The 13,997-nt window shown below is 44.7% G+C and carries 9 protein-coding genes; 2 read left to right on the top strand and 7 right to left on the bottom strand.

Features of this window, described 5'->3' with window-relative positions:
- Positions 1-70 precede the first annotated feature (70 nt).
- The gene (locus FAM09_RS06835; RefSeq protein WP_243751611.1) at positions 71-2,251 is read left to right on the top strand and encodes a penicillin acylase family protein; all 2,181 of its coding nucleotides are present in this window, start codon (positions 71-73) and stop codon (positions 2,249-2,251) included.
- A 107-nt stretch (positions 2,252-2,358) separates the two neighbouring features.
- On the opposite strand, the gene FAM09_RS06840 is transcribed toward FAM09_RS06835, so the two are convergent.
- The 7 genes from FAM09_RS06840 to FAM09_RS06870 form a co-directional block, all read right to left on the bottom strand.
- Entirely contained in the window at positions 2,359-3,411 is a 1,053-nt protein-coding gene (locus FAM09_RS06840) for an LIC11966 family surface protein (protein WP_136576299.1), read from the bottom strand.
- A 60-nt stretch (positions 3,412-3,471) separates the two neighbouring features.
- Positions 3,472-5,550 carry a S41 family peptidase gene (locus FAM09_RS06845; RefSeq protein WP_136576300.1) on the bottom strand — a complete coding sequence of 693 codons (2,079 nt, stop codon included), beginning with the start codon at positions 5,548-5,550 and terminating at the stop codon, positions 3,472-3,474.
- A 118-nt stretch (positions 5,551-5,668) separates the two neighbouring features.
- On the bottom strand, positions 5,669-7,732 hold the full coding sequence (locus tag FAM09_RS06850; RefSeq protein WP_136576301.1) for an alpha-ketoacid dehydrogenase subunit alpha/beta: 2,064 nt from the start codon (positions 7,730-7,732) through the stop codon (positions 5,669-5,671).
- 66 nt (positions 7,733-7,798) lie between these two features.
- Positions 7,799-8,146, bottom strand: coding sequence for a phage holin family protein (locus FAM09_RS06855; RefSeq protein ID WP_136576302.1), 348 nt, complete (start codon positions 8,144-8,146; stop codon positions 7,799-7,801).
- 89 nt (positions 8,147-8,235) lie between these two features.
- Complete coding sequence (locus FAM09_RS06860) at positions 8,236-9,522, bottom strand: M16 family metallopeptidase (RefSeq protein WP_136576303.1); 1,287 nt, start codon at positions 9,520-9,522, stop codon at positions 8,236-8,238.
- Positions 9,523-9,553: 31 nt separating this feature from the next.
- Positions 9,554-10,792: a M16 family metallopeptidase gene (locus tag FAM09_RS06865; protein WP_136576304.1), complete on the bottom strand. Its 1,239-nt coding sequence runs from the start codon at positions 10,790-10,792 to the stop codon at positions 9,554-9,556.
- Positions 10,793-11,031: 239 nt separating this feature from the next.
- Positions 11,032-12,231: an aspartyl protease family protein gene (locus tag FAM09_RS06870; protein WP_136576305.1), complete on the bottom strand. Its 1,200-nt coding sequence runs from the start codon at positions 12,229-12,231 to the stop codon at positions 11,032-11,034.
- A gap of 344 nt (positions 12,232-12,575) precedes the next feature.
- Between FAM09_RS06870 and mqnC the strand changes: the two genes are divergently transcribed.
- Positions 12,576-13,700 carry a cyclic dehypoxanthinyl futalosine synthase gene (gene mqnC / locus FAM09_RS06875; RefSeq protein ID WP_136576306.1) on the top strand — a complete coding sequence of 375 codons (1,125 nt, stop codon included), beginning with the start codon at positions 12,576-12,578 and terminating at the stop codon, positions 13,698-13,700.
- Positions 13,701-13,997: the final 297 nt, after the last annotated feature.

A 13,997-nucleotide genomic window follows, 5' to 3' on the forward strand; every position in this document is an offset into this window, starting at 1 on the left:
TTATTCAGTTGCTTAGTTTTTTGAGTTTTCTTATGAACTTAATAACTTACAAACTCATTAACTTGCTATCATGAAGTTGATACTACTCTTGTTATTTCCGTGCTCATTGCTTGCCCAAAACTTCACACCAGAAGAAATTACCCGGTGGCAGCAACAGGCAAAACAGGTTACTATCATCCGCGACAAGTGGGGTATTCCCCATATTTACGGTAAGACCGACGCCGACTGCGTGTTCGGATTATTGTATGCCCAATGTGAAGATGATTTTAAACGAGTAGAAGCCAATTACATTGATATTTTAGGCAGAAGCGCAGAAATAAACGGTGAAAAAAGCCTGTACAACGACCTGTATACCCGACTGCTCATCGATTCGGCCGGCGCTATAAAAGACTATAAGAGCAGCCCCGACTGGCTAAAAAATTTATTGCAAGCATTTGCAGACGGCATAAATTATTACCTGTATAAAAACCCAACGGTTAAACCGGCATTGCTTACCCGCTTTGAGCCCTGGTTCCATTTAATGTGGACGGATGGAAGTATTTCAGCCATACAAAGCGGCGGATTAACCATCGATGAATTAAAAAAATTCTATACCAGCGATTCCACTTCTACGGTTCTAACCAAAAAAACAGAAGATGAAGTTGCAACCGGGAGCAATGGTTTTGCACTGGCGCCCGCCCGTACGGCATCAGGCAATGCCATTTTGTATATTAATCCGCACGTAACATTTTATTTCAGGCCCGAAGTACATGTGATCAGTGAAGAAGGGTTGAATGCATACGGCGCCGTTACCTGGGGGCAGATGTTCGTTTACCAGGGGTTTAATGAACATTGTGGCTGGATGCATACTTCGAGTTATTCAGATGTAGCCGATCTGTATGCATTAAAGATCATTCAAAGAGGTGTAAAAACATTTTATCAATACGAGCAGGGACAGGCGCCGGTAAAGAAACGCGCTGTTATGTTAAGTTACAAAGCAGGCGACAGTATAAAAACAACTACCATTAACACCTGGTATACCCATCATGGTCCTGTGATGGGCAGCCGGAACGATCAATGGATCAGCGTAAGAGCAAATAACCGTTCTTTACGAGCGTTAATTCAATCATGGCAACGAACCAAGGCAAATGGTTTTACAGCGTTCAAAAAGAGTATGGAGTTGTTGTCAAATGCATCAAACAACACAGTGTTTGCAGATGACAGCGGGCATATTGCCTATTGGCATGGCAATTTTATTCCACGCCGCGATTCAACCATCGATTGGAGCCAACCCGTTGATGGCAGCAAAAGGACCACTTCCTGGCGGGGATCTCATTCTTTAGAACAAACGATCCATTTGTATAATCCGGCCAGTGGATTTATTCAGAACTGCAACTCTACTCCATTTACCGCAGCAGGCAGTAGCAGTCCGAAAAAGGAAAAGTACCCGGCTTATATGGCGCCCGACGCAGAAAACTTTCGCGGCATTACCGCAGCACGCTTATTGGAGAAGGCAAAGAAATTTACTATCGACTCCATGATAGCCACCGGGTACAACACTACGCTGGCGGTGTTTGAAGAATTGATACCGGCATTGATCGCCGGTTATGAAAAAGATCTTTCTAAAACCGATTCTATATACATAAAGCTGGCAGAACCCATTTCCGTTTTAAAGAAGTGGGATCTGAAAGCAAACGTAACATCCATCGCCACCACCCTGGCCATTGAGTGGATACAAAAATTGCAGCCATTGATCAACCTGGTGCGGGTAAACGGAAAGGAAGTAGATTTTGTAACGCGTGTACATGAATATGCTGCAACGGCTTCCGCAGCGGAATTAGCAGGCACTTTGCTTTCGGTAGTGAATGAATTAAATGGTAAATATGGAACCTGGAAAACCAGTTGGGGAACCATTAACCGGTATCAGCGATTGACCGGCAAACTTCAGGAAACATATGATGATAGCAAACCCAGTTTGCCGGTGGGCATGGCAGCGTCTACATGGGGTTGTTTGCCCTCGTACGTAAGCCGTTACAATAACGGATCATTAAAAAGATATGGCTATAATGGCAACAGTTTTGTGTGTGCAGTGGAGTTTGGCAAGAAAATAAAAGCGAAATCATTGCTGGCCGGTGGAGAAAGCGGAAATCCCACATCAAAGCATTTTAATGATCAGGCGGAGATGTACACCAAGGGCATTTTTAAAGAGGTGATGTTTTATAAGGAAGATGTGATGAAAAATATGGAGCGGAAGTATCATCCGGGGGAGTGAGGTAAGTAGTAGGAAGAAAGAAACGCTCGAAAAATCTTACTTCCTACGTCAGACATATAAAATGGTTCCACGTATTAAAGAATCATGGCATAAATCCCTAAGGAAGCTTACCCTCTATAATACGGCATATTCGTATCCTGAAACTTCTTTTGCGCCGCTTCCCAGGCATTGATTTGTTGCGTGCGTTCTTTATTTACCGCATTGTTTGTTTTGTTGAAGTTGTTGATGGCTTCGTTGTATTCGTTAACGGCTTTGTTGTACACATCCACATCCGCCTGTGTGCGGCTGTTGGCCGGCTTCGCTTCAAAGGTCTTCTTTGCTTTATTAAAATTCTCTTCCTTTAAATAAAAATCGGTAAGCTTGGGAATATCGGTCTCAGCCATTTTCTTATAATACTTCAATACATCGCGGCAGGCATTGGCCAGTGTGGGGTCGTTATTAAAACTTTTCAACGTATCAACGCCTTTTAATCCTTCGTTGGCAAAGCGCAGTAAGGAGTTGCGCGATTGCTCCACATCGTTCACCTTTTTATTGTTCATGGCCGTTGTCAATTCTCTATCCATCCAGTTACACTTAAAGAAAATAAGGAACAACTCATTTGTATAATCATTCAATTTGCCGGCAACATCCAGCTTTGAGCCCAGGGCGCTTTCTGTTTCATTCAGCTTTACATTATACTTCGCTGCAAATTCCTTCGATGTTTTTTCCAGCTTTTCCGATGCTTCGGTCAACTTCTCCGTTACTTTCTCCTGCAATAACAAATAAGCCGACATGCCATCAAACGATTGCTCGGCCAATTCTTCCATATCTACAATCTTCTTATAATCTTCATTAAAAACACGGTAGCATAAAGTGATATAATCTATGCTACCCTGGCGCAAGGTGTTATCGCCTTTATATTTGGGCAGATCGGTTGTTTTGTATTTGCATTGATTAATGCTTTCCAGCACTTCGCCACGCAGCTTTTCTACTTTACGCGCCCGGCGGCCATGCGCTGCCGCACTCAGGTATTGCATATACTTGGCATCCATTTCGGTGCGGGCCTTGTAAATGGCAGTCATATATTCACCGGGGTTTTCAATGGCTTGTCCGCGCGAAGAAATGGTAACGCTTATAAAGGAAATGAACAGTATAACAAGGTTACGTTTCTTTAGTTCCATAGCTGATTGTTTTGGCTGGTATAAAAGGGTTTTGGTTACAGTATAATATTCGCGAACAGGCTATTGCTTCATGGCTGCTATTAACTGATATGCAATCTTAACGTATGCATCTGTTAACAGTTCTTCATTCCATTCTTCATCTACTTCACTATCGTGTGCCCGTTGCTTCTGACCGGTTGGTTTAACTATTTTATAAATAGCTTTCTCTTCTTCTGGTTCTTTCAATGCTTCTGCCTGCTGCTCTTTCTTCTTCTTATTTTGCCACGCTTCATCTATGAACAGAGAAATATCTTTCTTCACGCCCGCAGTCTTTGATTGCTCAATGTATTGCTGCACATATTTAAAATACGCCGATGAAGCCATTTCCTTCTTCGCAACGCTTTCTGCCGCCGCCACCGGTAATGCAGGCAGGGGTTTATAATACTTATTGGCATCAATAACTGTTGCGGGCAACACATATTTTTCGTTTACTTCTCTTTCGGGAACGGCATCAGTTAAATCGGGCAAAATAATATCTGGTTTTACGCCATGCGCCTGCGCCGTAGTTCCGTTTATGCGGAACAGTTTTGAAATAGTCAGCTTTATGTAACTGGAAGCCGCCTTTTTTCCATCGTAGGTTTCCAGGTTAATAGTTGTATCAATGGGCAAAACATACTGGGCAGTCGCTTTTCCATAAGTTGCGGAACCTACAATCAGTGCACGGTTATAATCCTGCATAACCGCCGCCACCATCTCCGATGCTGATGCACTGAACCCGTTCACCAGCAACAGCAGAGGACCATCATAAATAGTTCCCCGCACTACATCCTTCAATGTATGAGGCTTGGGGTCCTTGGTTTTAACCTGCCCTACCGGACCTGCATCTATAAATATTCCCGACAGTTCAATGGCTTCCTGCAGCGAACCCCCGCCGTTATAGCGCAGGTCGATCATCAGCCCTTCAATATTTTCTTTCTTTAGTTTGACGATCTCTTTAGCCACGTCATTGGCGCAACCGTTAATTCCCAATGTGCCTTCCCAATCTGAATAAAAGGCAGGCAACGAAATATAACCCACCTTGCGGTCGCCCTGCAGAATAAAACTTTTCACCTTGTCTTCTTCCTCTTCTTCTACTTCTTTTTCAAGCCGTTCTTTATGTAACGCCACCTGGCGCATAGTTCCATCCGCTTTCTTTACGGTGATGTTAACTGTGTTGCCGCCTGATGCTGACAGCGCCTGTTCAATTTCTTCCACTTCGGCATCTGCTACATCAATCGGTTCTTTGTTCTCCCATTGTATAGAATGTATCTTATCGCCTTTATTTAACTTCCCGCTTTGGTAGGCAGAACTACCGGGTTTCAGGTAATCGATCTCTGCATGTCCGTCTTCATCTTTGCTAAAAGTGACGCCATATTCCAGCGGCTTTTTACCCAGGTTGCTTTCAAAATCTTCTTTGGCATCAGCAGAAAAATAAGCCGTATGCGGGTCGTAACTTACGGCAAGCGCCTGGCAATACATGTTGCCAATTATAAATTCAACGCCCTGCGGGCTTTGTAATACTCGCTTTACCGAACGCTTCAATGTTACATTGGCCTTTTTGCGAAGGAAAGGCTCCAGGCTGTCAATAAATTTTTTTGATGGCTGTTTATTCGGGTTCATCAAATCGGCATACTCCATTATACCATGCAATACGGTATATTTTATCAGCTTGTACATTTTGGCATGCATGGCCGGTATGCCTGCCGGATAAGTAGTATCTTCTGCAACTGTATATTTTTCTTTCAGTGAAAAATTGAAGGGTGTTTTACAAATATTATCGATCATGGTATCTGCCTGCAACATGCGTTGTTTGTAGGTAGTAACCACTAATTGCAGAAAGGCTGACTTCTTACCTTTTATTTCATCATCGAGTTGCAGGCGATAAGCCAGCAACTTTTTCATATCGTCCTGTGTAAAGAAAATGCGTTGTTCATCCAGGGAGAGCATCAGTTCGTTGAAAATGGCCGCAGACCTTTCATCATCTAACGGCCGCGGTTGAATGTGGTATTTTTCCACCATGCGGCTTACCAGGTAGGCATCGGTAACAGCTTTTTGAAGCGATTGTGCATCGAGGACATTACAGCTTACAACACCAAGAATCAGAAAAAGAAATATACGCATACTACTCCCAAGGTTATAATTTTCAGCAGGGTTGATAAAGATACAAATTCACGCTGAAAAGTGGAAGCAGCCTAACCTCTACACAATTGATATGCAACAGCCTGCAACAACCTTGGTATTAATAATTTAGCAGCTTTTCCACAGTCTCCTGCAAGCGGGCTTTGGCCAGAAAATTATTTTCCAGATCAATGTTGAACGGCACAGGCGTATCCAACGAAGCACAGCGCAACACCGGCGCATCGAGCGATTCAAAACAATGTTCGCCGATCCAGGCTGCCACTTCACCACCAATACCACCGGTAAGCGTGTCCTCATGCAACACCAGCACCCGGCCTGTTCTGGTAACGGCTGCCCTGATGGCTTCGTAATCGAGCGGTAACAAAGTGCGCAGGTCAAGAATATCTATGGAGATCCCGGGATGCCCTGCCGCATACTCTTCAGCCCAAATTACACCCTGTCCGTAGGTTATAATGCTTATATCATCGCCCGACCGCACAAGGCGCGCTTTGCCAATCTCCGTTTCATAATACGCATCGGGCACATCACCACTAACGCTTCTGTACAATGCTTTATGCTCAAAAAATAACACCGGGTTGGGGTCATTGATGGCAGCGATCAGCAGTCCTTTTGCATCGGCTGGGGTTGATGGGTATACCACCTTCAAACCCGGCGTATGTACAAACCAGGCTTCATTGCTTTGTGAGTGAAATGGCCCGGCTCCTACCCCGGCGCCTGTGGGCATGCGAATGACCACATTGGCCGATTGTCCCCAGCGGTAATGGATCTTCGCCAGGTTATTGACGATCTGTGTAAAACCCATCGTCACAAAATCGGCAAACTGCATTTCGATCATACTTTTGAACCCCTGCAGGCTCAAACCCAATGCGGCGCCGATAATAGCGCTTTCGCATAACGGTGTGTTGCGCACCCTTTCTTTTCCAAACTCGGCTACAAACCCTTCCGTTATTTTGAATACACCGCCGTACTCTGCAATATCTTGTCCCATCAAGATCAGATCGTCGTGTTGCTGCATACTTTGCCGCAACCCATCTTTAATGGCATCAATAAGGCGGTGGTGCGAAACGGAATTAGGCTTTTGAACAAAAATTTTCGGCTCACTATATGAAGCCGACTCCCGGGAACCGGAGTTCTCATACTTCTTACTTCCTACTTCATGCTTCGGAATGTTTTCACCCGCATTTACTTTGGCGTACACATCAGCTTCTTCATGATGGGTATTCACCTGCGTCGGCTTCGCATTAAAGCCAATGGTGCACTCTACATCAATATATTCTTTCAGGTCCTGGTAAATGGCGTCCATTGACTCTTTGGTAAGAACCGCTGCTGATAATAAAAACTTTTCAAAGTTTTTAATGGGGTCTTTCATTTCCCAAACCTCAAATAAATAAGCTGGAACGTATTTGGTGCCACTGGCTTCTTCGTGGCCGCGCATGCGAAACGTTGCGCATTCAACCAGGTAAGGCTTCTGGTTTTCAATACAATATTTCCGTACGCCTTTTATGGTGTCGTATACACCGAGGATATTATTGCCGTCTATCTTCACGCCGTCAATGCCATATCCCTTTGCCTTTTCTACCAACGATTCGCAACGGTATTGCTCATGCACGGGCGTGCTGAGGGCGTAGCCGTTGTTCTCAATTACAAATATTACCGGCAGGTCCCACACGGCTGCCACGTTTAGTGCTTCATGAAAATCGCCTTCACTGGTGCCGCCTTCACCACTAAACACAACCACTACTTTATTTTCTTTGCGAAGTTTATGGGCGAGGGCAATGCCATCTGCAATGCCTAACTGCGGACCCAGATGCGAGATCATGCCACATATATGATGCTGTGCATTGCCGAAGTGAAAGCTGCGTTCGCGGCCTTTGCTATACCCGCTCTGGTTGCCCTGCCATTGCATCAACAATTTGTGCAGTGGCATATGGCGGCTGGTAAATACGCCCAGGTTGCGGTGCAGGGGTAAGATCCACTCATCTTCTTCCAGCGCCTGGGTAACTCCCACAGCAATTGCTTCCTGCCCAATTCCGCTAAACCATTTTGAAATTTTGCCCTGCCGTAACAGCACCAGCATTTTTTCTTCGATCATTCGAGGCAATAACAGGCTCTTGTAAAAATGAACCAGTTGGTCGTGGGTCAAATCTTTGCTATCGAAGTGCATACTATATGGTAATAAAAAAATGTACCATGAAGTTAACGCAAATCAAATATCGGCGGTGACTGGCGTCTATTCTTTTTCGTCTCTTTTTTCTTTATATAATACCGAGGTAACAATCGACAGCAGCAGGCTAAACAACAGCGCCCACCAAAATCCGTCAACACGAAAATCTGATATTAAATAATCGGCCAGTAAAATGATGAGGGCATTGATCACAAATAGGAAAAGACCTAATGTTACCACGGTAATGGGAAGGGTGACAAAGATCAGGATGGGTTTTACAATGGCATTTAAAATAGCCAGCACAATGGCCAGCACAATCGCCGATGTAAACGTATCAAAATGTACCCCGCTTAAAATATACGATAACCCAAATGCAACAATGGAGGTGACAATGATACGCATGATGAAGTTCATAACAATAGAGGTTTAGTTATAAATAGGTCGGTTGGAACCGGAAAAAGTAACAAGCCCGTCTGGGTGACTGACGGGCTTGTTGTTAAATCTTATATAACCACTAATTCATAAAACGCCTCTTGCTGCAGATACTTGTTCGCCAACTCCTGCAGTTCTTTGGCCGTTATGGTTTTAATGATCTCCACGCTGCGCTGAAAATAATTATCATCTACATTGTTCAGGATCATACTTTTCCAACGGCCTATAACCTGGAAAGGCCCATCCAGGTCGCCCAGGATGCTGCCGATCATGGAATTGCGCGTCATCATCAATTCCTCGTCATCGATCGGCTCATCACGCAACTGCTGCATTTCAAAATATACTTCCTTAATGGTGTTCGGTGTAACGTCGCGGCCGGCCTCGGTGCTTACCATCCAGCCACTTTCGCTGGTAAAATTTAACAGGTAACTGTAAATACCATACGTATACCCTTTTTCTTCCCGAATATTGCCCATTAACCGGGAGCCGAAGAAGCCGCCAAACACATTGTTCAACACCATCACTTTCTGAAAATCGGGGTGTTGCCGGTTGGGGAAGGGACGGGCGATACGAATGGCAGACTGCACCCCATTGGCATCGTTCAAGATTTCATACTTCTTTTGCGCCGCCGGCTGTAAAGGATGTTGTATGATCTCTGCACTGCTGGTGCGCGGTTTTAAAGGTAAATGCCCAAAATTTTTCTCCAGCGTTTCTATGATATCCTTCGGCAATTTACCTGCTACAAAAATTACGCACCTGCCCTGCTTGTAGTAATTGTTATAAAAAGAAACAATATCTTCCCGTTGTACTGCCGTATAATCTTCCAGGTTCATGTATTTACCGTAAGGGTGATTTTCGCCAAACAAATACGCATCGATCAACCTACTGGCCACAAATTCGCATTTCTGCATATTTACCTTTAACCGCTGTTGTGCGTTTTGCTGGTAAATGGTCAGCTCTTCCTGCGGAAATACTGCGTCCTGCACCATTTCTGCCACCACCGGCAGCAATTCGTTAATGTGTTTGCTTAAGGAATGCAGCGTTATTTCAGCGGTTTCGTTGTGACAGGCGCGGTTAAGATATGATCCATAATATTCAAAATGCTCGTTAATCTCAAACGCGGTGCGTTTGCTGGTGCCGTTCTTCAGCAAAAAATTGGTAGCGGCGGCAATGGCCTTTTTCTTTTCGAACCAGTTACCGGCATAAAATACCCAGTTCACCATCATCGTATCTTCGGTACCCATGTCAACAGCAAACACTTCAACACCGTTGCTGAGGGTATATTTTTTACAAGCCGGTAATTGTAAATCAAATGCAACCGGATCTATAATTGGAGGAGCGATAGTTCTGTTAAGCATATCTTCTTTTTAGTCGTCTTTTATTCTTCAATTAATTCTCACTATAGTATCTAAGTGTACTACCATTATTGGGGTTGAATATTTTTTGACTGTACTTCAAAATATCATCACCGGTTACTGAGAAATATTTGTCCCTGTCGGAATTGAACAGCGCTGCATTGCCCAGTAATTCATAAAATGCCAGGTTATTGGCGCGGGTCAATACGCTCATATCTTCAAATGCCAGGGTAGCTTCGGTTTTGTTCTTTATTTTGGTAAGCTCTTTTTCGCTGATGCCATCCTGTTTCAGTTTTTCCAGTTCTTCGTTAATGGCTTTTTCGGCATCTTCCATCTTCACGCCTTTCACCAGTTTACCTTCCACTGCAAGCAACCCTTTATCAACCGTACCAAAGTGATAGCATTCTATCTGGCTGAACAACTGCTTTTCTTTTACCAGTCGCTGGTACAGGCGCGAAGAACCGCCGCCGCCCATCACTTCGGTAATGAGGTCGGCCACATAATACCCATGATCGAGGCGGTTATCCATGTGCCATACCTTATATAATGCATCAAGCGGCACACCGGCTTTTGCTTCCAGGAAGCGGGCTTCCGTTTGTGTGGGCTCGTCAGGGATCTGGCGTAAGTATTTATCTCCCGAAGGAATATCACCAAACCATTTTTCGGCCAGTTGCCGTACCTGTTCTGTTTTAACATGGCCGCCTATCACCAAAATGGCGTTCACCGGCCGGTAATGCTTGGAGAAAAAGTTTTTTACATCCTGCAGGCTGGCATTTTCAATGTGCGATAATTCTTTACCAATGGTCATCCAGCGGTAGGGGTGTTGTTTATACGCCATTTCCCGCAGTTTGAACCATACATCGCCGTAAGGCTTGTTTATGTAATGCTCTTTAAATTCTTCAATAACCACCTTGCGCTGTACTTCCAGGCTTTTTTCGCTGAAGGCCAGCGACAGCATGCGGTCGCTTTCCAACCAAAATGCGGTCTCCAGGTTTTCGGCCGGCAATTGAATATAATAATTGGTAACATCGTTACTGGTATAGGCATTGTTTTCGCCCCCTGCCATTTGCAATGGGGTTTCAAAGTCATCGATATTACGCGAACCGCCAAACATCAGGTGCTCGAACAAGTGAGCAAAACCAGTTTTATTAGGATCTTCATCTTTTGCGCCCACATCGTACATCACATTTAAGACTGCCATGGGGGTGGAATGATCTTCATGTACTATAACCCGTAAACCATTCGATAGCGTGAATTTTTCAAATTGTATCATATGCCGAAAATACTTTTAAAGTTTTTGAGGATGACCCAAAAAGGGTCGGCCCACCTCTTATTAGATAGCTCGATGGTTTGATGACTGGGTCTGTGAATGTTCGGGATGACCTGCGAATACTCGGAATGCTTAACCGTTCAATGATCAACCATCAAGCAATGCTACCCATCAAGCAATCCAAATTGCTACAAATTAACGACAAGTTGGGGTATTTGGTTGAAAGTGATTGATAAAAGACGTTACCGGCCTGTTAGGATGTTTTTGACTTTCAGGGTAAGTACAACCGGGCCTTCCTTTCGCAGAACCAGTATTTTGAGCCTTTCGCCCGGCGTTTGCATCAGGTTCTTATAGGTTTGAATATTATTACTAAAGTTATTTGCCACCGCCATAATTACATCGCCCGATTTAAACCCGGCTTGTTCGGCGGGCGATTCGGGCATAATATCCACCACCTGTATTTCCCCTTCCACCACATACATGCCCAGGCCGGTGTACGAATAGTCGAAAGCCTCCTTGTAATGCGTATTTGGCATCATATAAATGTCTTTCCTTTCGTAATTGATAATGAGGTTGAACCGGCGCAGCAGGTCGTTGCCAATTAATCCCCCCAGGGCAGGATAAGCCGTTACATTGTATTCATCGTCGAAAATATAGGTGGGCACATTTTTAAATCTATACGGACCAACCTGAATTTGCTTTATAACTCCTTGTTTCATAGGGGCTTTTCCACCCAACCCTTCCGCCTGGGTAGCATACCATTTCCGTTTGGGTTTTATGAAATTGCTATCGCTTACAAAATCGGCCGACAGCAGCAGGCACATGCCGGCGCCGGTATCAAAATAAAACCGGGATGCCAGTTGCCGGTTGTCTTTCAGGCTGGCCGGCATTATGGGAATAGTTTGAATATGCGGTTTCAGCAAAAATCCGCCCCGGGGATATTTTATGGTCCCTTTTGTATAAACAGCAATTTTCAGGCTGTCGTAATCAACTCCAACAATATACCTCGACAGAAAGCTTAACCCAATGATGCCATCTATTTTTTCACCGTAGGCACTGGTCAAAACATCATAATCATTAATATGAAAATCAAGGTTCTCTACCGATAAACCGGGCAGGTGCAGGGTTTGTTTGTAGGCAAAGAACACCCGGCGTACTCCCGCAATACCCCGTATGGTGCGGTCGCTTAAAGTGGTTTGCAATTTCAAATAATCAGCCGTGGCCGAGTCGAGTGAAATACCGCCACTGCCGGTATCAAGAATGAAATTGAGCGTGTCGGAAAAGTTGCTTAACTGGGCTTTTATGGTAATAATGCCACCTGTTAATAATTTGAACGGAAATTTGGAAATCAATTTGGCAGGCGGGGGAATAAATTCTTCCTGTGCCCGAACAATAGACACAGAAAAAAGCAGCAGCAGCATGGGTATGGTCAGCAATCGCATGGGAGCAGGTTTAATAAAGGTAGCGTGGTCATGAAGCCGGTTAGGGAAACGGCCAGTCCCGATATCTTTCGGGATCCCGAAATTGAAACATAGGCTCGGATTCCCGATACTCCGGTTTTTCTGGCTATACAGGTTTTCAAACTGCATTTACTGGTTGTTTGAATGCAGATAGTAAGATAAAATATTTATGCGAAACTTATAAACCATTGGTATAAAAACACATAAACAACCGGATACATATCCTAAAATACCTGCATCAGAATACAAACACCCATTCTATTTGTCATTTATACGTTATATTCTGAACCGATCTTTAGTACTTTTGTTGCAACAATAAATTTTTTATGCAATTGGACGAGCTCTACGCGAAAGCCCTGAATTTTGACATGCTGACCATTGAGGAAGGAATAACCCTGTTTGAACAGGCTCCCCTGACAGAATTGATGTTTGTGGCCAATGAGTTGCGTAAAAAACAGGTGCCGCATGGCAAGGTTACCTGGCAAATAGACCGGAACGTAAATACCACCAACGTATGTATTGCCAATTGCAAGTTTTGTAACTTCTTTCGTATCCCCGGCCATAAAGATGCTTACATCACCGATATAGCCACCTATAAAAAGAAAATCGAAGAAACCATCCGGTGGGGTGGCGATCAGCTATTGCTGCAAGGCGGCCACCATCCTGAACTGGGCTTACAGTTTTATGTTGATCTTTTCAGTCAGTTAAAACAGTTGTACCCCACCATTAAGTTGCACACTTTAGGGCCCCCTGAAATTGCACATATCACCAAACTCGAAAAATCGACCCATCGCGAAGTATTAAGCGCTTTGAAAGCAGCCGGTATGGACAGCCTTCCGGGCGCCGGCGCTGAAATACTGGTTGACCGTGTGCGCCGACTGATTTCCAAAGGAAAATGCGGCTCGCAGGAATGGCTCGATATCATGCACGAAGCGCATAAACTGAACATTACCACCTCGGGCACCATGATGTTCGGGCATGTGGAAACGCTTCGGGAGCGCTTTGAGCACCTGGTTAAGATCAGGGAAGTACAGGCTAAAAAACCGGCTGAGGCCAAAGGATTTCTGGCTTTCATACCCTGGACCTTCCAGGACGTGGATACGCTGCTGACTAAAATACGCGGTGTGCATAACCTCACCACACCCGATGAATATATTCGCATGATCGCCATTAGCCGCATCATGCTGCCCAACGTTAAGAACATTCAGGCATCCTGGCTCACCGTTGGTAAGCAAACAGCACAAATTTGCCTGCATTCCGGTGCCAACGATTTCGGCAGCATCATGCTCGAAGAAAATGTGGTAAGCGCTGCCGGTGCACCACACCGTTTTACATATAAAAGCATACAACAGGCTATCGCCGAAGCGGGGTTTGAACCGCAATTGCGTAACCAGCAATACGAGTTTCGCCAGTTGCCGGTGCAAATTGAAGAACAGGTGATTGATTATTAATAACGTTGAGCAGCTTTTAACGTGATACATTGTAGAATATAAGAGCAGTTACAGGTTTCAGGTTACCAGGTACCAGATACCGGTTTCCGGGGTTTTATTGCCTGGCTCGCCTTAGATTTTAAACATTCAGGTGTTGCAGATCGCTTAATGGTAGTGCGCAGTTGTTGATGCTTCGGAAGCTGTTCCCCCGCAACTGGAAACCGGTAACCGGTAACTGTATTCGGCATTCCCTGCACCCTGAAACCTGCAACCTGTAACGCCTCCTTATCCCCACTTACCCTTGTCCTACCTTATTGA

Source organism: Niastella caeni, assembly GCF_004834005.1.
Taxonomy (GTDB): Bacteria; Bacteroidota; Bacteroidia; order Chitinophagales; family Chitinophagaceae; genus Niastella; species Niastella caeni.